This window comes from Winogradskyella damuponensis (genome assembly GCF_039538385.1).
Lineage (GTDB): Bacteria > Bacteroidota > Bacteroidia > Flavobacteriales > Flavobacteriaceae > Winogradskyella > Winogradskyella damuponensis.
Genome location: NZ_BAABCB010000015.1, coordinates 369461 through 390381 on the forward strand (window position 1 = coordinate 369461; position 20921 = coordinate 390381).

Annotated in this window: 26 protein-coding genes and 1 tRNA gene; 5 read left to right on the forward strand and 22 right to left on the reverse strand. The window is 32.2% G+C overall.

The features are described 5' to 3' along the window. Positions 1 to 14 precede the first annotated feature (14 nt). A tRNA-Met gene (locus tag ABD730_RS07475) sits at positions 15 to 88 on the reverse strand. A gap of 181 nt (positions 89 to 269) precedes the next feature. Here ABD730_RS07475 and ABD730_RS07480 point away from each other — a divergent pair. Further along, complete coding sequence (locus ABD730_RS07480) at positions 270 to 662, forward strand: START-like domain-containing protein (RefSeq protein ID WP_215925225.1); 393 nt, start codon at positions 270 to 272, stop codon at positions 660 to 662. Between the two features lie 66 nt (positions 663 to 728). After that, positions 729 to 1583: an aminotransferase class IV gene (locus tag ABD730_RS07485; protein WP_344713680.1), complete on the forward strand. Its 855-nt coding sequence runs from the start codon at positions 729 to 731 to the stop codon at positions 1581 to 1583. A gap of 522 nt (positions 1584 to 2105) precedes the next feature. Here ABD730_RS07485 and ABD730_RS07490 read toward each other — a convergent pair. The 5 genes from ABD730_RS07490 to ABD730_RS07510 form a co-directional block, all read right to left on the reverse strand. Then, a complete protein-coding gene (locus ABD730_RS07490) occupies positions 2106 to 2660 on the reverse strand; it encodes a YqgE/AlgH family protein (RefSeq protein ID WP_215925223.1) in 555 nt (184 codons plus the stop codon). 185 nt (positions 2661 to 2845) lie between these two features. After that, entirely contained in the window at positions 2846 to 3118 is a 273-nt protein-coding gene (locus tag ABD730_RS07495) for an HU family DNA-binding protein (RefSeq protein ID WP_179006479.1), read from the reverse strand. A 197-nt stretch (positions 3119 to 3315) separates the two neighbouring features. Further along, positions 3316 to 4275, reverse strand: a complete 960-nt coding sequence (fmt, locus tag ABD730_RS07500) for a methionyl-tRNA formyltransferase (protein ID WP_344713685.1) — start codon at positions 4273 to 4275, stop codon at positions 3316 to 3318. Next, complete coding sequence (locus ABD730_RS07505) at positions 4272 to 6167, reverse strand: RecQ family ATP-dependent DNA helicase (RefSeq protein ID WP_344713687.1); 1896 nt, start codon at positions 6165 to 6167, stop codon at positions 4272 to 4274. Before ABD730_RS07505 ends, fmt begins: the two co-directional genes overlap by 4 nt. After that, entirely contained in the window at positions 6167 to 6709 is a 543-nt protein-coding gene (locus ABD730_RS07510; protein ID WP_215925220.1) for an AAA family ATPase, read from the reverse strand. Before ABD730_RS07510 ends, ABD730_RS07505 begins: the two co-directional genes overlap by 1 nt. A gap of 170 nt (positions 6710 to 6879) precedes the next feature. Between ABD730_RS07510 and ABD730_RS07515 the strand changes: the two genes are divergently transcribed. From ABD730_RS07515 to murA, 3 genes are all read left to right on the forward strand, one after another. Next, positions 6880 to 7173 (forward strand): DUF493 family protein, encoded by a 294-nt coding sequence (locus tag ABD730_RS07515; RefSeq protein WP_334471360.1) that lies wholly within the window; start codon positions 6880 to 6882, stop codon positions 7171 to 7173. A 93-nt stretch (positions 7174 to 7266) separates the two neighbouring features. Further along, positions 7267 to 7926: a DUF4290 domain-containing protein gene (locus ABD730_RS07520; protein ID WP_334471358.1), complete on the forward strand. Its 660-nt coding sequence runs from the start codon at positions 7267 to 7269 to the stop codon at positions 7924 to 7926. 5 nt (positions 7927 to 7931) lie between these two features. Continuing rightward, positions 7932 to 9248: a UDP-N-acetylglucosamine 1-carboxyvinyltransferase gene (gene murA / locus ABD730_RS07525; protein ID WP_334471356.1), complete on the forward strand. Its 1317-nt coding sequence runs from the start codon at positions 7932 to 7934 to the stop codon at positions 9246 to 9248. A 79-nt stretch (positions 9249 to 9327) separates the two neighbouring features. Here murA and ABD730_RS07530 read toward each other — a convergent pair whose 3' ends face one another. The 16 genes from ABD730_RS07530 to ABD730_RS07605 all read right to left on the reverse strand — a co-directional run bounded on the left by ABD730_RS07530 (position 9328) and on the right by ABD730_RS07605 (position 20918). Continuing rightward, the gene (locus ABD730_RS07530) at positions 9328 to 9687 is read right to left on the reverse strand and encodes a nuclear transport factor 2 family protein (RefSeq protein ID WP_215925216.1); all 360 of its coding nucleotides are present in this window, start codon (positions 9685 to 9687) and stop codon (positions 9328 to 9330) included. A 208-nt stretch (positions 9688 to 9895) separates the two neighbouring features. Next, positions 9896 to 11200, reverse strand: coding sequence for a cryptochrome/photolyase family protein (locus ABD730_RS07535; protein ID WP_344713692.1), 1305 nt, complete (start codon positions 11198 to 11200; stop codon positions 9896 to 9898). Positions 11201 to 11267: 67 nt separating this feature from the next. Then, the gene (locus ABD730_RS07540) at positions 11268 to 11735 is read right to left on the reverse strand and encodes an SRPBCC family protein (RefSeq protein WP_334471352.1); all 468 of its coding nucleotides are present in this window, start codon (positions 11733 to 11735) and stop codon (positions 11268 to 11270) included. Between the two features lie 68 nt (positions 11736 to 11803). Then, on the reverse strand, positions 11804 to 12268 hold the full coding sequence (locus tag ABD730_RS07545; protein WP_344713694.1) for a TspO/MBR family protein: 465 nt from the start codon (positions 12266 to 12268) through the stop codon (positions 11804 to 11806). A 7-nt stretch (positions 12269 to 12275) separates the two neighbouring features. Next, positions 12276 to 12440, reverse strand: coding sequence for a Lacal_2735 family protein (locus ABD730_RS07550; protein WP_334471348.1), 165 nt, complete (start codon positions 12438 to 12440; stop codon positions 12276 to 12278). A 6-nt stretch (positions 12441 to 12446) separates the two neighbouring features. Beyond that, on the reverse strand, positions 12447 to 12935 hold the full coding sequence (locus tag ABD730_RS07555; protein ID WP_344713697.1) for a glutathione peroxidase: 489 nt from the start codon (positions 12933 to 12935) through the stop codon (positions 12447 to 12449). 45 nt (positions 12936 to 12980) lie between these two features. Further along, positions 12981 to 13667, reverse strand: coding sequence for an SDR family NAD(P)-dependent oxidoreductase (locus ABD730_RS07560; RefSeq protein WP_344713699.1), 687 nt, complete (start codon positions 13665 to 13667; stop codon positions 12981 to 12983). 7 nt (positions 13668 to 13674) lie between these two features. Further along, positions 13675 to 13902, reverse strand: coding sequence for a hypothetical protein (locus tag ABD730_RS07565; protein ID WP_334471343.1), 228 nt, complete (start codon positions 13900 to 13902; stop codon positions 13675 to 13677). Between the two features lie 3 nt (positions 13903 to 13905). Next, positions 13906 to 14589, reverse strand: coding sequence for a GTP cyclohydrolase I FolE (gene folE / locus ABD730_RS07570; protein WP_344713701.1), 684 nt, complete (start codon positions 14587 to 14589; stop codon positions 13906 to 13908). Between the two features lie 55 nt (positions 14590 to 14644). Continuing rightward, positions 14645 to 14917, reverse strand: coding sequence for a TIGR03643 family protein (locus ABD730_RS07575; RefSeq protein ID WP_334471340.1), 273 nt, complete (start codon positions 14915 to 14917; stop codon positions 14645 to 14647). A 318-nt stretch (positions 14918 to 15235) separates the two neighbouring features. Beyond that, positions 15236 to 16657: an SDR family oxidoreductase gene (locus tag ABD730_RS07580; RefSeq protein WP_344713704.1), complete on the reverse strand. Its 1422-nt coding sequence runs from the start codon at positions 16655 to 16657 to the stop codon at positions 15236 to 15238. Between the two features lie 29 nt (positions 16658 to 16686). Further along, positions 16687 to 17997 (reverse strand): ABC1 kinase family protein, encoded by a 1311-nt coding sequence (locus tag ABD730_RS07585; protein ID WP_344713706.1) that lies wholly within the window; start codon positions 17995 to 17997, stop codon positions 16687 to 16689. Further along, complete coding sequence (locus ABD730_RS07590) at positions 17998 to 18654, reverse strand: TetR family transcriptional regulator C-terminal domain-containing protein (RefSeq protein WP_344713708.1); 657 nt, start codon at positions 18652 to 18654, stop codon at positions 17998 to 18000. A gap of 97 nt (positions 18655 to 18751) precedes the next feature. Next, positions 18752 to 19804, reverse strand: coding sequence for an ACR3 family arsenite efflux transporter (gene arsB / locus ABD730_RS07595; protein WP_334471332.1), 1053 nt, complete (start codon positions 19802 to 19804; stop codon positions 18752 to 18754). A gap of 5 nt (positions 19805 to 19809) precedes the next feature. Then, complete coding sequence (locus ABD730_RS07600) at positions 19810 to 20424, reverse strand: arsenate-mycothiol transferase ArsC (protein WP_344713712.1); 615 nt, start codon at positions 20422 to 20424, stop codon at positions 19810 to 19812. A gap of 23 nt (positions 20425 to 20447) precedes the next feature. Continuing rightward, a complete protein-coding gene (locus ABD730_RS07605) occupies positions 20448 to 20918 on the reverse strand; it encodes a DUF6428 family protein (protein WP_344713714.1) in 471 nt (156 codons plus the stop codon). Positions 20919 to 20921: the final 3 nt, after the last annotated feature.

The following is a 20921-nucleotide window of genomic DNA, read 5'->3' on the forward strand; positions in this document are numbered from 1 at the left end:
AAACTATTAAGATGTAGCGAGAAGGAGATTTGAACTCCTGACCTCTGGGTTATGAATCCAACGCTCTAACCAACTGAGCTACCTCGCCATAATTCACAATCAATAAATTTATGCTTACATATTGGCTGTAGACATATACATAATTGCGGCTGCAAATATAAAAACAAATTCCACTACAGCAAACAATAAAAACTAAAAAAAATAATTTTAGTTTAATCTTTAGAACTCACCTATAAAATGTATATATTGAGCACATAATACAATGTAATATGGACGATAAAGAAAAATACGAAATGGAGTTTGTGATTCAGGCATCACCAGCACTTATATATACTTACATATCAACACCTTCTGGTTTATCGGAATGGTTTGCAGATAATGTCAACTCTCGTGGAGAACTATATACTTTTATTTGGGATGGCTCAGAAGAACAAGCTAAATTATTAAGTAAAAAAAGTGGAGAACGTGTTAAATTTAGGTGGATAAGTGACGACGAAGATGGAGCTGCATACTATTTTGAAATTCGTATTCAAGTAGATGAAATTACAAAAGATGTCTCTTTAATGATTACAGACTTTGCAGAAGAAGACGAAATTGACGAAGGAAAGATGCTTTGGGAGAACCAAATTTCTAGCCTTAAACAAGTTTTAGGTTCGGCATAAGTAAAACAACATATTCTATTATATATTTGTCTCGATTTAATTTTAAAACTAAATCGAGATTTTTTTATGATAAATTTTAACGGTAAACTGCTTTCTCAATTAGATTCTAAACTTAGAGTAGATAATAGAGGATACAAGTATGGAGATGCACTTTTTGAAACATTAAAAGTCATTAATGGCAAAATCTTCTTTTGGGAGGATCATTATTTTAGACTCATGTCTTCAATGCGAATTCTTAGAATGGATATCCCTATGAATTTTACAATGGAGTTTCTAGAAGTCGAAATTTTAAAAACGATTGAAGCTAATAATTTATCTGAGGCGTCTGCACGTGTGAGATTAAATGTAGATAGAGGTGAAGGCGGAAAATATTTACCATCAAATGAATCAAAAGTGCAATTTAATATTAGTGTAGAACCACACGATAACCCTTTTTATACTATTGATGTTAATGCCAACTATACTGTAGATTTATATAAAGATTATTTTGTAGCACCAGGATTATTATCTGGATTAAAATCTAATAATAAAGCTATTCAGGTTATTGGTAGTATTTATGCAAAAGAAAATGATTTTGATAATTGTTTGGTTTTAAACACGAACAAAAGTGTTATTGAAGCATTAAATGGCAACTTATTTTTAGTTAAAGATGGTAAAATTAAAACCCCTCCTTTAGAGGAAGGTTGTCTTAAGGGAGTTATGAGAAAGCAAATACTAGAACTATTAGCAAAGGATGTTAATGTGGTTGTAGAAGAAGCTTCTATTAGTCCGTTTGAACTTCAAAAAGCAGATGAGTTGTTTATTACTAATGTTATTAAAGGGATTGTTCCAATTACGAAGTATCGTAAAAAAGAGTATGGCAGTACTTTTGCTCAGAGTTTGGTGACTAAACTTAATGCTAAACTGCGTTTACTATCCTAAAGATGTTTGTGAATTATTAGAATGGTTTGTTATTTGTTCATTTTAGTTCCTGTTATTTCTATTTTATTAAAGAAGAAGTCATGAATACTTTCACATTTGCTTTGATGCAAACCCTTCGATTTCGCTCTGGACAGGCTACCCAAAAGATCAAAACGATTTATTAGGAATTACTCATGGGGTTTTATTGCTTACGTTTGAATTCGTGAATGCTATCGCATTTGCTAAAGCACCATTCGCTAATGCAGTATTGTCTTTGGAATTTTGTAGGAATTATCATCTAATCCTTGATATATTTATGTAATGATAAGTCTTGCTCATTATTTCTTAAAATCGTTGAGTCCGACACTGTTGGATCTACACCGTTAAATGATTATTTGGGCGTGTAAATAAATAATTGCGGGCATTAGTATTTTGCGCTAGTGAAGTATTTTTTTTGATCGAGGTATAATGTATAAGGACTTAGCCTCAATGAAGAAAAACGTTCTTGAAAATCTATTTCAACTTCAAGTTCAGCCTTAATCTTTAATTATAACTAGGATTTTCTGGGGCATTAGACCAAATACTATAGTCGCCACCGAGTTCTAACATTTTATCGCGCCAAAAAGAATTACAAGGCTTTGATATAATTTCTTTATTGTAGATGTTTTCAGATACTAACCAAGCGTTAGATTCTAATTCGTTATCTAATTGCTGTTCATCCCAACCCGAATATCCTAAAAAGAAGCGAATATCGTCAGTTGAAATTTTTCCTTTATTTATTAAGTTGAGTACCACACTAAAATCTCCTCCCCAAAATATACCATTGGATATTTCGATACTATTTGGAATAAGCTCTGGTGATTTATGAATAAAATAGAGGTTATCTTGCTCTACTGGTCCGCCATTATATACCGGAAATTCAGATTCTGTTCCTTCAATAAGGTCTCTAAGGTTATAATCTAGAGGTTTATTTAAAATAAACCCAACTGAACCTAAATCGTTATGATCTGCTAAAAGAATCACGGCACGATTAAATGAAATATCTCCGATAATAGATGGCTCAGCAATTAGTAAATTGCCTTTTTCGGGTTTGTTCATTTTTAGTTTTCAGTTTTAAATATTATTAAATCTATGTTTTTTTTGTTAAAAAAACAACTTAATAGTAATATAAATGTGTAATAGTATATAATAAGATGTTCATTTTTTGGGTTGAAATTTTTTAAAAATTGGATAAAAAAAAACCTGCTCAATGAGCAGGTTCTGTATTTCAAACAAACAAAATCTTAGTTTACAGCATTACTTAAGTCAGAACCTGCCTTAAATTTTACTACATTTTTTGCTTTAATTTTGATAGTTTTTCCAGTTTGTGGGTTTCTTCCGTCTCTTGCAGCTCTTCTAGAAACTGACCAAGAACCAAATCCTACTAAAGATACTCTATTACCTTTTTGTAAAGATCCTTCGATATCAACTAATAAAGAGTCTAATGCTTTTTTTGCAGCTGCTTTTGTAATTCCAGCATTCTCTGCCATTCCGTTGATTAAATCTGTTTTGTTCATAAAATATTAAATTTAAATTGTTAAAAATTCGGTTTTAAAATTATTGTTCTTAAAATCCTTAGACAAAATTATTAGGAAAATTCAGCTACGCAAGTAATAGCAAGGGAAATACGGGTTTTTGTTAATAACTTAGGGCATTTGTTAATAAAGCGAGTGTATTTCATCGGATTTTTTGTAAAACCAATGATAATAAGGGTTTACAGCAGTTTTGCGGATTCAGAAAAATTAAACCCATTTAAAAGTGATTTTACATCCATCTTTCGCTTTCCAGGAAGTTGAATTTCTAAAATATTTAGGTAACCTCCTTGACATGCGACTTTTAGTTCATCTTTACTAGCTATTAATTGTCCTGCTTCAAGGTTGTGTGCTTCTTCTATTTTTTCGACACCATAAATTTTTACAGATAAAGGTTTTTTATCATCATTTTCTAAATAGCACCAAGCTGTTGGAAAAGGGTTTAAGCCTCTTATTTTATTATATATAGTGTTAATTGGTTGTGACCAATCAATTTTACAATTATCACGATTAAGTTTATATGCTGTTTTTAAGTCTTCGTTTTGAGGTTGAATGGTTGTGCTTACGGTATCTGCTTCTATCTGTTTAACGGTTTTAATAACTAGCTCGCTACCAATAGCCATTAACTCATCATGCAAATCGCCTACGGTTGTTTTATGGCCTATATGTGTTGCTTCACTTAAAATAACAGCTCCTGTATCGATTTTTTCATCTATAAAAAATGTGGTTACGCCTGTTTTTGTTTCTCCATTAATAATGGCCCAATGGATTGGTGCTGCGCCTCTATATTGAGGTAATAAGGAGGCATGAAGGTTAAATGTTCCGTATTCTGGCATCTGCCAAACTACTTTTGGAAGCATTCTAAAGGCTACAATAATTTGCAGATTGGCATTTAGAGACTTTAATTCTTCTAAAAAAGATTCTGCTTTTAAATTTGTAGGCTGTAAGATATTCAAATGATGTTCTAAAGCAAATTGTTTTACCGCAGATGCTCTTAGTTTTTGGCCTCGTCCTGCAGGTTTGTCTGGTGCAGTAATGACACCAACAACATTATATTTATGGTCAATTAAGGCTTTTAATGTGGCTACCGCAAAATCTGGAGTACCCATAAAAACAATTCGTAAGTCACGTGTTTTCGTCATACAAGTGTGTAAGTATTAGCTGGTGTTAGTTTAATTTTATTAAGTTCAATAAGTTCTGAAAGACTTTGTAATAATATTTTTTCAGAACATTTAATATGTTGTAATAACTGTCTTGAAGATAAGGTTTTTGTTTCTAAGGCTTTTGTAATTTGAAGCGAAACCATTTCAATTGAAACATTTTCTATGGGCGTTGTTTTAGCTATACAAACCGAACACTTGCCACAAACGTTGTTTGTTTCTTCTCCAAAATAGCGTAAGAGTTGTTGACTTCTACAAACGGAATCATTTTTAATATAATTTAAAACAGACTCAATCTGTTGGTGTTTTAACGTATGCTGCTGTTCTATAGTTCTTGCAATTGGGTTAATGGTTATATCATCTTCACGAGGTTGTAAGAAGGTAATTTCAGAATCTGTATTTGTCATCTGTAAACTAATGACCTCGTCTTTTTCTAACCTTTGTAATTGGGCTATTACTTGTTTTTCTGACAGATTTGCTTTTTTAATGATTAAACTGAGGTTTACTTTTGTTTCATAATCAAAAATACCTCCATAAGTTCTTAAAAGTACCTTAACCAAAATATTTAAATCTAGATGTGTTTCTAAGTATTTAAATAAAACAGCATTTGTGGTTATAAATTGAATTTTTGTTCTAAAATTAAATAGCTGCGTTAGTGTAATAATAGCATTTCGGTCTAACAGCAACAAAGCATTGTAAGTAATATTGGCATTTAACTTATATTGATTACAAAAGGACTTAAAATCGAATTGATGTAATGTGTTTTCTCCTTCTCCGTAAGAAATCTGAAAATAATTACATAACTTATTATACACTGTTTTTACAAAAGCAACAGAAGGTAAGGTGCTTAAAAACTGATTACGAAGACGGTCTTCATCTATATGTTGTTTTAAAATAATAGCATAAGATAATGTGCCATCTCTTCCGGCCCTTCCTGCTTCTTGATAGTAACTCTCTAAACTTTCTGGTAAATTAAAATGAATAACGGTTTTTACATTAGCTTTATCAATTCCCATTCCAAAAGCAGTGGTAGCAACCATAATCTGTTTTTGGCCATTAGCCCATTCGTATAAGCGTTCTTGCTTTTCTTTATTTGTTATACCACCATGGTAAAACGTTGAAGAAAAACCCTTGGCATTAAGAAAATTATGAATATCAGTTGTTGCTCTTCGGGTTCTAACATAGATGATAGAAGATCCATGGTGCTTTTTTAATAAATGTTCGAGTTGAAATAATTTATCATCAGTATGAATGACATTATAGGCAATGTTTGGTCTTGCAAATGAGGCTTTATATATATTAGGGTTTATAAAATCGAGATTTTTAACAATATCATTTACAACATTATGTTTTGCAGTAGCTGTTAACGCTATACAATTAACATGTGGATGCATTTGTCGTAATATTGAAATGTTTTTGTAAGCAGGTCTAAAATCATTTCCCCATTGACTAATACAATGTGCTTCATCTACAGCAATTAAGTTCACTTTCATTTGTTGAATGCGATCTTGTACTAAAGTTTGTTGCAAACGTTCTGGTGAGAGGTATAAAAACTTGTAATTGCCGTAAATACAGTTGTCTAGTTGTGTGTCTAAATCTTTGTAAGACATACCAGAAGCTAAAGCAATGGCTTTAATACCTTTAGCCTTTAAGGTGTTTACTTGATCTTTCATCAAGGCTATTAAAGGCGAAATAACAATACAGATGCCATCTTGTATTAGAGCAGGAATTTGAAAACAAATCGATTTTCCTCCTCCGGTTGGTAATAGCGCAAAGGTATCTTCACGGTTTAAAACCGAAGTAATAATGTCTTCTTGGTACGGTCTAAAAGACGTATGATGCCAATACCGCTCTAAAACTTCTATAGGATGCATTACTGCAAATTTAAGGACTCTATAATAAAATTAGCCCTAGTTTTAACATTTCCAAAAGGAACATCAATTAATTGATAACCAAATCGCTTATATGTGTCTAATAAATGATGGTGGATTTCTATGGCTTCTTCAAAATTTTCGTAACGTTCACTATCGCTAGTAAAAATTTCTTGCCAAGGAGCTAAAATAAAAATGGCATCGTAAGTATAAGTTTCACATGCTTTTACAAAATGTTCAGGATAAGTATCTCCAATATAATCCATATATGCCAAAACATCGGGAATGCCCCTGTCTAAAAAAACAATAGGATTAGATTCTTTAGTGGCATCTTTAAATTGTTGCGTTCTGCCTTCTAACAGTTTTTCACTGAAGAGTAAAGGCTCTGTAAGAAATAGCTGTTCTATACCATCTTTTCTTGCTTGTAAAGTGATTTGCCTAGATATTTCATCATAACATAAAAAACCACGTTTTTTTAACTCATTAATAATGGTGGTTTTTCCTGTACCAGGACCACCTGCGATGACAATTTTTTTTGGACTCAAATTGGTATTTTTTTTGAAATAAAACAGAGGATAAAAGTAAGGTAATAAAAATAGAATATAAAAATCCGTTATATATTTTGACTTTTTTTAAGTTGCAAATTGTATCGAGAATAGATTTAATCTTTAGTTTTTAAGTTTTAAACGTATCTTTACATCTGAAAAATTTCATTATGGATAATTCTAAAAAAACAGACGCGTTTTACGAAAAATTAAAATCACAACTTTACGATACAGCCCTTTGGCCTTCGGAATACTTATACAAATTTATTATACTATCTGAAGGTTCAGGAGTTAATCATATTGAAGCCCTTTTTGATAATTTAGGAGCTGTTATTACGACTACAGAATCAAAGAATGGAAAATATACTAGTGTATCTATAAACGTTAGAATGAAAAATCCCGAAGCAGTTATCGCTAAATATAAGGAAGTCGCCGAAAATGTTGAAGGAGTAATTTCCTTATAAAATTTCTATTAAGCTTCGTATTTTTTTGTACTTTGCAACAAAACCTAAAACGACTACAGGTTTTACAAACTATACACTACACATTTTACAATTTTGATTGACGATTTAGAATACAACACAGAGCGCGAGCATTTAATTATACCTGAATATGGACGTCATCTACAAAAGATGATTAATTATGCTAAGTCTCGCGAAACAAAAGAAGAACGTAATAAAATAGCCAAAGCAATTATAGCTGTAATGGGAAATCTACAACCACATTTAAGAGATGTGCCAGATTTTCAGCATAAATTATGGGATCAATTGTTTATTATGGCCGATTTTGATATTGATGTAGATTCACCTTATGGAGAACCTTCAAAAGAGGAAATACAAGCAAGACCAGAGCCTTTAAAATACCCACAAAATCATCCTAAATACCGTTTTTATGGTAATAATATAAAAACAATGATAGATGTTGCTGTTGGTTGGGAAGAAGGTGATCTAAAAGAAGCTTTAAAGTTTACGATTGCAAATCACATGAAAAAGTGTTTTCTTAATTGGAATAAAGATACCGTTGAAGATGCTGTAATTTTTAATCACTTGTATGAGCTTTCTAATGGAAAATTAGATCTAAAAAATAATGAAGAAGATTTAAGTGATTCTTCTAGTTTGATGCGTGCCAAGTCTAAATATGGAGGTAAAAACAATTCAAACAAAAAGAATAATCATTCAAATAAGAAAAAATATTCTAATAACAGAAAACGTTACTAAAACGTATGAGTACATTTAAAATTGAAGGCGGTCATCAATTAAAGGGGAAAATTCAGCCTCAAGGAGCAAAAAACGAAGCTTTACAAATCTTATGTGCAGTACTTTTAACTGCCGAAGAAATTAAGATAGATAACATTCCAGATATTATTGACGTAAACAAACTTATTGCTTTATTAAAAAAGCTAGGGGTTAAAATCAATAAATTAGGAAAAGGGTCTTATACCTTTAAAGCAGACGAAGTAAATCTAAAATATTTAGAATCTGCAGAGTTTAAAGAAGACGGAAAAGGATTACGAGGTTCTATTATGATTGTAGGTCCATTATTAGCACGTTTTGGAAAAGGGTATATACCAAAACCAGGAGGTGATAAAATTGGTCGTCGTCGTTTAGATACCCATTTTGAAGGTTTTATCAACCTTGGAGCAAAGTTTCGCTATAATAAGGAAGATTTGTTTTATGGAGTAGAGGCAGAAAAACTGAAAGGGACATACATGCTTTTAGATGAAGCTTCTGTAACTGGTACAGCTAATATTGTTATGGCTGCTGTTTTAGCAGAAGGAACAACAACTATTTATAATGCCGCTTGCGAACCGTATTTACAACAACTTTGTAAAATGTTGAATCGCATGGGTGCTAAAATCTCTGGTGTTGGTTCTAATCTGTTAATTATTGAAGGTGTTGATTCATTAGGCGGAACAACGCATAGGATGTTACCAGATATGATTGAAATTGGTAGTTGGATTGGTTTGGCTGCAATGACAAAAAGCGAATTAACCATTACAAATGTAAGTTGGGATGACTTAGGTCTGATACCAAATGTATTTAGAAAAATAGGTATTACAGTAGAGCGCCAAGGTGACGATATTCATATTCCTGCACATACAGAGGGTTATGAAGTACAAAGTTATATTGATGGCTCTATTTTAACCATTTCAGATGCTCCTTGGCCAGGATTTACACCAGATTTGTTAAGTATTATTTTAACGGTTTTAACACAGGCGAGAGGAAGTGCAATTGTACATCAAAAAATGTTTGAAAGCCGCTTGTTTTTTGTTGATAAATTGATAGATATGGGAGCAAAAATTATTCTTTGCGATCCACATAGAGCAACTGTAATTGGTCACGATTTTAAATCGACATTAAAGGCAACAACCATGACGTCTCCAGATATTAGAGCAGGAGTTTCTTTATTAATTGCAGCATTATCTGCAAAAGGAACATCTATAATTCATAATATTGAACAGATTGATAGAGGTTATGAAAATATTGATGAGCGTTTAAGAGCTATTGGAGCAAAAATTGAACGTGTAGACGGTAATTAACCCTTTTTAATTAAAGTATATAAAAAAGCTTCAAGTGTATATCTTGAAGCTTTTTTAGATTTAGGATATAAATACTATTTTACATGGTATAAAAATATTGCTCACTTGTAATTTTGCCGTCTTTTACTTCATATACGCAAACTTCCTCCATTTTTTGCCTTCCGCCTTCTTTAAATGTACAGTCAAAGTCCATTTTTGCTGTAAAAAAATTACCAGCTACAAGAGGGTTACTAATACTACTGGCGTGAATATTTTCAACACTATCAATCCATTCTTTACTTTTGTTCCAAACATTTTGTTTTCCGGTTACAACTTCACCAGGCATACCAGGCATTTCTTTGCTCACTACATTTTCTGCATAAAGCTCGTTAATGCATTCTAAGTTTTTGCCTTTCTCACACATTTCTTTCCATTTTTTTGCAACTCCCCAAGTATTCATAATGTTCTTGTTTTTGAATTAGTGCTTTAAAGTTAACAAAAAGTTTGAAGTAATATCTTATTTTTTAGCCATTAAAATAAAAAGCCCTGAAGACTAGTCAGAGCTTTTAAAATTGTTTGTTGAAATGGTTATTTCGGTTTAAGACCTTAATAGTCTTATAATTAGTAACGCATTTTATATTGTTTTATTGTTTGAAGGAATTAAAATTTTAATTTAAAGCAGATTTATATGTTTCTAAGCAGCGTTCTCTAGCAATTTTATGTTCTACTATAGGAGCTGGATATGTTAATTCCTGAAAATCAGGAACCCACTTTTTTATATATTCTAAATTTTTATCAAATTTTTGAATTTGAGTTGTTGGATTAAAAATTCTAAAATAAGGGGCTGCATCTACACCGCAACCAGCAACCCATTGCCAATTACCAACATTACTTGCCATTTCATAGTCGTGTAGCTTTTCTGCAAAGTAAGCTTCTCCCAATCGCCAGTCTATTAATAAATGTTTACATAGAAAGCTACCAACTAGCATTCGTACTCTATTGTGCATAAAACCAGTTTCATTTAATTGGCGCATGCCTGCATCTACTAAAGGATATCCTGTTTTGCCTTCGCACCATTTTTTAAACTCGTCTTCATTGTTTCGCCAATCTATGCGATCGTATTTTGGTTTAAAGGCGTTGTCTATAGTATGTGGAAAATGCCAAAGAATTTGCATAAAAAATTCACGCCAAATCAATTCTTGCCAAAAGATTTCATTCTGTTCTGCAATTGCTTTTTTTATTGTTTTTCGGATGCTAACAGTTCCGAATCTTAAATGTGGTCCTAAATGTGAAGTCGCATCTTTTGATGGAAAATTTCTAGTGGCTTCATAATTTTGAATTAAAGTAGGAGTGAGAACATAAGGTAAAATCTTTTGGTTAGGATTTTCAAAACCAATATCTGATAGACTAAGATTAGGCAACCTACTATGTGTAATTAAATTATCTAAATGTGAATTGGTATCGTAAATTTCTAAGTCAATAGTCTGAAACTTTTTTTTCCAAGTCCGCATATAAGGTGTGTAGACCAAATAAGGATTTCCGTCTTTTTTTACAACTTCATTTTTTTCAAAAATAACCTGATCTTTATAGGTGTTAAGTTTAATAGAATTGGTTTCTAATAAAGACTTGATTTTATGATCACGTTCTGTTGCATAAGGTTCGTAATCGTGATTGGTATAAACTGTTTCAATTTCATAGTCTTTAATTAACTGTTTAAATATTGTTTCAGGTTTACCTTTAAAAATGGCAATACTACTATCGTGTTCATCTTGTAATATTTGTCGCATCGATTGAAGCGTTTGATGAATAAATGCCACGCGAGCATCGTTTTTGGGTAATTTGTTTAATATTTCAGTATCAAATATGAAAATGGGAAGTACCTGATGTTCGCCTCTTAAAGCCTCATAAAACCCAAGATTGTCATCTAATCTTAGGTCTCTTCTAAACCAAAATATATTTGTTTTTTTACTCATTTAAAATGCCGATTTAATTTTTAATTGAAGGCTGTAAAAGTTTGTTTTTTGTGCTATAAATTAGTTTCTAACCTTTATGTTTTCCAAATAATTCTTCTAATTTTTTGGTTCTGTAATTAAATATCTCTTCCAATTTTGGCTGCACTAAAAACGGATGCACGATTTGCCCTAAAATTCCCAATGGTAATTTATAATCTATAATATCTTCCATTTCAACTCCACCTTCAATTTCTTTTATAAAATGCTTATGATGCCATAGAGCATAAGGCCCAAAGCGTTGTTCATCTACAAAATATTCAAGATTTTTAACATGTGTAATTTCTGTAACCCATTTAGTTTTAATACCTAAAACGGGTGTGACAATATATTGAATAATTTGTCCCGGAAACATTGGTCTGTCTGCTCCAGAAAGAATGTTAAAACCCATATAATCTGGAGTAATCACTTTTAGATTTGCAGGACTGGATAAAAACTCCCAAGCTTGTTCCACTGAGATTGGTAGGTTTTGTTTTTTATGTAAAGTATATATTTTCATGATATGTTATAGGTGTAGAAAACTAGTAGAATTGTGTCTATAAACACAAGAGTGAAATGACGTTCCAATTAATTATTAAAAACAACGTAACCATTTAAGGAGGTTGCAATACAGAGCCAAATAATATAAGGAAGTAATAGGTATTTTAACTTACTTAATTCATCATCACAAAACGTGATAAAGAAATATGCTATGACTAGTGTTAATAATGTAATATTGATTAAAGCTAAGTTTGTGAGTTGTTGATTAAAGAATATGTAATTCCAACTTACATTTAAAATCACAGCAATAGTATAAACAAATATTACAAATTTAGAATTTCGAATTGTAAATAAATAGCTTAGGTATGCCGAAAAGCAAATCATAATCAGTGTCCAAGTCGCTCCAAAAACCCAGCCAGGAGGTGTCCAAGGTGCTTTATTTAAATTGGTGTACCATTCGCTTGTAACAGCATCTCCCATAAACCAATTGCCAAGAGCAAGTCCGCCAAAATTAATAATTAGAAATAATATGAAAAGGTAGATTTTTTTCAAGGTAAGATTATTTTAATTTATCAATTTTATCAGCAATTAATTGAGCTTCAGTATATTTTTTGTCACTTTCAGCTCTATTTGTTGTAGAAAGCTTATGCCATTCAGCCATAAGTTTTTCATATTGTTTTTGAAGTTTTTCCGCCTCCGATGTCTTTTTAAATAATCCGAACATAGTAATCTATTTTAAGTATTTTATGAGTCTTGAACTTGTAGGACTTGTGATAGAATAGTAGTAATTTAAAAATTCACCATTGTCGTCTATTAAATATTTTTGAAAATTCCACTTTACGGTCGAATTTTGTTTACCGTTAAGAGATTTTTTAGTCAGCCAAGCATATAAAGGGTGTTGATTCTCACCCTTAACGGCAATTTTTTCAGTAATTAAAAATGTGACACCATAATTAATTTTACAAAATTCTTGTATTTCGTTAGGGGTTCCTGGTTCTTGTTTTCCAAATTGATTGCAGGGCACTCCAATAATAATTAATGTGTCTTTGTAGGTGTCTTGTAAATGTTGTAAATCTTTATATTGTGATGTAAATCCGCATTTAGAAGCGACGTTTACAAACAGCATTTTTTTACCTTTAAATTGTTGTAAATTTATAGGCTTACCTTGTAAACTGTTAATTTTTATATCGTAAAGTGATTGTGTTGCTGTTGTCATCATTTTGATAAGGTGTTAATGATATAGTTACTTTACGTAATGCTATTTCTATAATTTGAAACTTACAATGCCACAATCCATTTCAAATATTTGACCTGATAGCGATGCTGCTTTGTCGGATAACAAAAAGGCAGCCATACCAGCAACTTCTTCGGGTTGTAAGTACTTTTTTAGTGGGTGGCGCTCATTCATATTTTCAATCATACGTTCGTTACGTAGTAATTTTGAGGCCAATTCTGTATGTGTAACAGTTGGAGCAATAGCATTAACTCTTATTGCAGGTGCTAATTCTGCACCTAAGGACTTTGTTAAACCTTCAACAGCAGATTTTGAAGCAGCTACACTGGCATGAAAGGGCATACCTAGTTTGGCAGCAACAGTACTAAAAAGTACAATTGAGGGTTGCTTTCCACTTTTTAAGGCTGGTAAGTATTTCTGAATTGCTCTGACAGCTCCAATAACATTGATTTCAAAATCATTTTTAAAATCGTCTACAGTTAATCGGTTAATGGGCTTTAAGTTGATGCTTCCTGGACAATACACTAAGCCATCTGCTATGTCTATTTCTGGTAGTTCATCTTTAAGAATATCACAGCTGTAATGTATTACATTAGGGTAGGATTCTTTTGGTGCTGTTCTGCTGATGTTTATAATTTCATCATAAAAAGAAAGCAAAGCTATAACAATTGCCTTGCCAATACCTTTGCTTCCTCCTATAATTACTAGCCTCTTCATTATTAAATTATGAAGCGGTTAGTGGCCTTCCTTTTAAACGTTTTTCGATTTTTTGTTTTATAACCGTAAGACGCTTCATTAAATCCATAAGTTTAGCATCTTTCTTTTCTTTATATAATTCGTTTACCTCTAAAATTAGGTCTTTAGCCTCTCTCGCTGCTAAAATTCTGTCACTTGTTGTTTTGAAAGAAAATTTTCTGTTTTCAAATTCTATAGCTCTTTCTAATGTTCCCATAGCTTAATTGTTTATATAGTTTTGTAATTCTAAAATTTTTGAAGCGTTATTAAATTCGCCTCCATAATATGTTGTCACTGTAGCAGATGTGTCGTCTTTAATGCCTCTAGATGATACGCATAAGTGCTTTGCATCTATAATTACAGCAACATCTTCGGTTTTTAAAACCGTTTTAAGTTCGTTTGCAATTTGATTTGTTAAACGTTCTTGAACTTGTGGACGTTTAGCATAATATTGAACTATTCGGTTTAATTTTGAAAGTCCAATAACCTTTCCAGATGATTTATAAGCTATATGTGCTTTTCCAATGATTGGCACAAAATGATGCTCACAATTTGAGTAGAAGGTAATATTTTTTTCTACTAACATCTGATTATATTGATATTTATTATCAAAAAGTGCGATCTCAGGCTTATTTTTAGGATCTAAACCTGAAAATATTTCTTCAACATACATTTTTGCAACACGATCTGGTGTACCTTGTAGCGAGTCGTCTGTTAAATCGAGACCCAAGACATCCATTATTTCTGAAAATAAAATTGAGATACGTTCTTTTTTCTCTGTATTAGACATTTCAAAAGCATTAGCTTTCATAGGTGTGTCTAAACCTGTAAATAAATGATCGTCACCTATGTCTTCAATACTGAGTTTCTGACCATTTGTTTTGGAAATTGTTTCTGTAATCATAGAATCTTTTTAATGTGCTGTCTTTAAGTACTCCAAACTTAAATCAAAGCACGTGTTAACGTTTTGAAATAGAGTTGTTTGTTATTATTCTTTGTCTAGAGCATTTAAATCTGCCTTCGTCAAACGTTCTTTTTTTACTGTGTTTAGTTGCTCTTCCTTGAACTCTTGTTCTCCACAATCTAAAACTGCTTGGTTTTAATTCTTTTCGCATTAAATTAATAACCTCTTGTTCTTTTAGCCCAAATTGAAACGTAATAGCGTCAAATGGTGTTCGGTCTTCCCATGCCATTTCAATAATCCTATCAATTTGTCTAATATCTAAATTCATTACCTCTAATAAGATAAACGGTTTTATTTAATAATTGTTATCTAATATTACGGTTAGAATCTCATATGTTAATTTCAATTTCTATACCAAAATTAAATATTGTCAATTTTGTCAGTTGCGATACTTTTATAGTTCTGCTAAATACTACTCAGTATAGTGTCTCAAATCTACAAAATGTTTAATGTTTTAATACTATGTCTAAACAAAAATTAACAGAGTATTAGCGTTTTACACGTTTTATAGGTGGTAATATGTGATGAAATTGTTAAATATATGTCGTTTTAATATACGAGAACTTTCGTCAACGGCACATATATTTCAAGATTTATTAGCTAAAGCATTAATCATACCATTGAAAACAAAGGCGTGAAATGGTAAGACCATGTACCAATATAAACGTCCCCAAAGTCCCTTTGGTCTAAAAACAGCTCGTTGATAAAGGATGCCTTTAACAATCTTAAATTCTAACCAAGCTTCGCCAGGAAGCTTCATTTCTGCAAAAAGTAATAGGCGCTTTTCTTCTTTATCGGCAAGTAATACTCTCCAAAAGTCAAGAGGATCTCCAGCTTCTAAATCGGTATCGTGTGTGCGTCCTCGTCGTAATCCAACACCACCAAAAATCTTATCCATATACCCACGGATGCGCCATAAGCCATTAAAGCTATACCAACCATTACGTCCACCAATACTCCAAATTTTGTTGAGGGTATATGCTTCGTCTTTTACAGGACGATGTCTTAAGTCTTCGAAACAACCAAACTGAGGCAATTCTATATGCTTAGATAATTGATCTTTAAACACACCACTGCTTACAGCATCTTTCCAGCTCGAAATCACTGCATTTTGTTCAATTTTTTGAAAAGCTAAATCTACAGCTGTTTTGTAAGCCATTGGTTCTATCTGTATATGATCATTGATGTCGCTAGGTTTACCAATGACTTCCACTTTCATACTATCTACCAATGCCGAAGCCAACTGAAAAGAGGTTGATGTTACAAAATACAGCCAAAACGATGATAGTTTTGGAGACAGAACAGGCAAGGTGTAGATATAACGTTTTAAGCCTCTAACTTCCGCAAATTGAAGTAACATTTCTTTATAAGTTAAGACTTCAGGACCAAAAACATCATACGCCTTATTATAAAGTTCGGTTTTACCTAGTGCACCAGATAGATAGGTAAGGATATCTCTAATGGCTAATGGTTGTGTTTTAGTGTTTAACCATCGTGGTGTTACCATTATAGGTAATTTTTCTACAATATCTCTAATAATTTCAAAAGACGCACTGCCACTACCAACAATAATACCTGCTCTAAATGTGGTTAGGGCATAGGTTTTAGAGCTTAAGGTTTGTTCTACTTGAAGTCTAGATTTTAGGTGCTTAGATAGTGAGTAGTCATTTACAATACCACTTAAGTAAATTACTTGTTGGCAATTGGTAGACGCCATTAAATGTTTAAAATTTAACGCACAACGTTCTTCTAAAGTTTCAAAATTATTAGACGATGTTGCCATAGAATGAATTAGATAATAGGCAGCATCTATATCTTTTGGAATTTGAACATGGTCAGGTTCTAAAAAATCAACCTTTATAAAAGAACAATTTGGATGGTTTTGTAATTCGTCTGGAGTTCTATTTAAATCACGGACACAACAAATCAATTCATGCTTTTGTTCTAATAATTGAAGCGCTAATCGTTTGGCTATATAGCCCGTTGTGCCAGTAATGAGTATGCGCATTATAGATTGGTTTTTACGAATTGTTGCATCTAAAGATTTTTGAAATTATTTATCTTAATATTTTGAGCCTTAAGGTCGAACATTAAATTGTAAAGTCCAAAGAACGTTCTATTGATATAAATAAAATGTTTAGAACCTCGGTTTCCGTTCATATTTTTTAGTTCTGTGCTTTTAGAATAGCGCTGACCCATTTCTGTAATTTGATTAAAAAATGCAGGGTCTGAAAAATCAAAGCTTTCAGAGTGAAAAGGTTGAGTAAATAAGCTTAATAGCTCGTGAAACATTGCACTAAAGAATTTGATTTCTTCTTCAGAATCATCTTGTCGTAAAATTTCAAGTTGATAAAGCTTCTCGGTAAACCGTGTTGGATTTTCGATACAAGTTTTGTCTGCTAATTCAAAATAAGGAACGTAAAAATCCTCAGGAATCATCTTCATACATCCAAAATCTAAAGCAATAAGTTTAGCGTCTTTAGCGATTAAAAAATTTCCAGGATGAGGATCGGCATGTACTTTCTTTAACGTATGAATTTGAAACATATAGAAATCCCATAATGCCTGACCCAGTTTATTTGCTTTTACTTGATCTGTATTATGTGCTGTAAATTCTGAAAGGTGTTCTCCTTTCATAAAATCCATAGTAATAATACGCTCAGATGAAAATGCTTCGTAATACTCTGGGAATTCTAAATTTGGAATATGTTTACAAGCTTCTGCAATTTCTTTACTCTGCGCAATTTCTAAAATGTAATTGGTTTCTTCGGTGAGTTTGTTTTCAACTTCTTTAAAATACTTGTCGGAGTCTTTTCCTTTAATATTAAACATCTTAATAGCAATGGGTTTTACCAAAGCTAAATCTGATGCTATACTTTCTGCAACTCCAGGATATTGGATTTTCACAGCAAATTTTTTCCCATTCTTTTCCGCCATATGAACTTGGCCTATACTGGCAGCATTTACTGAAGTTGCGTTGAAAGTGTCAAAAATGTCTTCGGGATGTTTTCCAAAGTATTTTTTAAATGTTTTTATAACTAAGGGAGGAGATAGTGGTGGCACAGAGAATTGTGACAATGAAAATTTCTCAACATAAGCCTGTGGTAAAATGCTTTTCTCCATGCTTAGCATTTGCGCTACTTTTAAGGCGCTACCTTTTAGTGTTTTAAGACTGTCGTATATATCTTCTGCGTTATTTTGATTAAGGCGTTCTTTGGCATCTTCTTTAGAATTTACCATTTTGTCGCCATAATACTTTAAATAATTCACACCAACTTTAGCTCCAGTTGAAACTAATTTTGAAGCTCTAGATATTTTGGTCATCGGAATGCTATCTATTGTTTTCATCTAGTTGGAGTGTATTTTTTCTTTATATAAGAATTTACCAAAGTCAATAAGACTTTTTAAAGGAGTGGTATCTATTAAATCAAAACTTGCCTGAACTGACTTTTCGATAAACACATCTGTTTTTTCAAAGGCTAGTGAAGTATCATCTAACCAAAATTTTAGGGTGACTAATAATTGAAACCAAGCGGATTCTTTGAGACCTCTGTTTTTTAATTTTTCGAGTTTTTCTTCCTTAAGATCAATGGTTTTAATGTCTAAATGATCAATGTAATTGGTAAAGCTCTTCTTTAAGTGTGATAGCGTTTTTAGAGACTTTAATTGGTTTTTATTCGTGTTTAAAGCATGGACCACATAGCTTCTATTAGCCGTTAATATTTCAAAAAACGTATAATAAAAACTGAGGAGTTTGTTTCGTGCATCAAAAGATTGATAATCTTCGCTTTTTTCTAAAACAGCTAATGTGTTATCAAAAAATATTTTGAATATGGATTGTTCTAAAATTTCGAAGGAACTAAAGTATTCATAGAATTTTTGTTCTTCAAAATTGTGGTCTTTAGCAAAGGCATATACCGAACTGGGTTTGTGATTATGTGTTAGAACATAATCCATGTAAAAGGATATAAGATCAGATGCTTTTATGTTTTTCTTTTTTGCCATTGTAATTAATTTACAATGTAAAGATACGTTATGTTTAACTATTTTATATTATGGTTAAACAAAATTTAACACCAATTTCTGATACTTTTGCGTTTTGTTACGTTGTTTGAGGTAAATAATATTTTTTACGCAACCAAAATGCGACTCTAACCAAGAGAATTAAAGCGGGTACTTCTACTAAAGGACCAACAACACCAGCGAAGGCTTGACCTGAGTTTAATCCAAAGACAGCGATGGCTACAGCAATGGCTAGTTCAAAATTATTTCCCGCAGCTGTAAAAGCTATAGCGGCTGTTTTATCGTAAGTTGTTCCCATGGCTTTACTGACAAAAAAGCCAATAATAAACATTAGCGTAAAGTAGATTAATAAGGGAACCGCAATAATGAGGACATCCATGGGGATTTCTACAATTAACTCGCCTTTAAGTGAAAACATAACCACGATGGTAAATAACAAGGCAATTAGGGTCATTGGTGAAATGGCTGGTATAAATTTCTTAGTATACCAGACCTCACCTTTGAGTTTTACCAATATTAAGCGTGAAAGGATACCGAGTAAAAACGGAATACCTAAATAGATCGCTACACTTTCGGCAATCGTAACAATGGAAATATCTACAATAGCTCCTTCAAAGCCAAAATAGGGTGGAAGTACCGTAATAAATAGGTAAGCATAGAAACTATAAGCAAAGACTTGAAAAATACTATTGAGAGCCACGAGTCCGGCACCATATTCACTACTACCTTCAGCTAAATCGTTCCAAACTAATACCATGGCTATACAACGAGCCAAACCAATAAGGATTAAGCCAACCATGTATTCAGGGTAATCTTGTAAGAATGTAATCGCTAAGATGAACATTAATACTGGGCCAACAATCCAATTTAAAACTAAAGATATAGATAGAATTTTCACATCTTTAAACACCTTTGGTAATAAGGCATAATTAACTTTCGCCAATGGAGGATACATCATTAAAATTAAACCAATAGCAATAGGTATATTGGTAGCTCCGCTACTGTAAGATTCTACAAGCTCTGGAAAAGATGGAGCAAAAAAGCCAATACCAACTCCAATAGCCATAGCTATAAAAATCCATAAGGTAAGATAGCTATCTAAAAAGCTTAATTTTTTTTTGATTGCAGTCATTGTAATTAGTTTACGATGTTAGAAAACACATATTTTAGTTCAGTCGCAATTTGAAGGCTACGCTCGTTATATTTTTCTAATTGCTGAGGCGCATTATCAAAAGCTTTAGGGTCTTCATAGGTTATTGGAATTCGTTTTTCGGCACCAGCAATAAATGGGCAACCTTTATCTGCGTTAGAGCAGGTCATAATTGCAGTAAATTCTGAAATTGGATTAAACTGAGCATCAAATGTTTTTGAAAACCCAATAACAGGATGTGCGTTTTTAGAATATTTGATACTGTAAACCGGATTGGTTCCGTTAGAAAGCATTTCAATTTTAAATCCTGTGTTTTCTAAAGTTTTTGCAACCATTGGAAATAAGGCTGTAGCTTCTGTTCCGCCAGAATAAGAGTACACATTATCTATTTCAAAATAGGACGCCATTACTTGTGCCCAAACTTGAGATAAATGGCTGCGACGGGAGTTATGTGTGCAAATAAAATTTAAGTTAACCCTAGATTTATTAGTTACTTTTAATTGTACAAAATCTATAAGTGGTTGTAAAATAGTTTTGCGTTCTTTGGAAATAGAATTTGTATTTAGCTGTTCTATTTGGGTTTTAATAGGTTGGTATAGCATAGCTTTTTACGAAATATTAACGATTAACAACATCCTGAACCAGGCGCACAAGACGGAGCTTCTTTTTGTAATTCTGATAGTTTAAGTTTTGGTTTCTTTTCAGGAATATCACATTTGTCTTTAGCTAAACAATCTGTCAATTTTGTCGTCAATAAAAAATGTGTGCCATCAAAGTCTAAACCATATTTTCCAATCGTGTCTCCTTGGTATTCGACTTCAATTTCTAAGTCTTCAATGTTTAAGATTTTTTCAGAAAGTTCAATAATGCTTAGTAGTTTTTCAGGGTGTAACCTATGGTCGTAATCGTCTGCTTCCCAAAGCTGAAAGTTGGCTACGTTTTCAGTTCTTACGGTGCCGCCACAATCAATAAAATGCTTCGATATTTTACCGACTTCTGTTACATGAAAGTGATTTGGTACTAAAGTGCCGTTTGGTAATTGAAACGCTATAGTGTCTAAGGTTTGTAATTTTGATTTAATTTCTGATAATTTCATAAG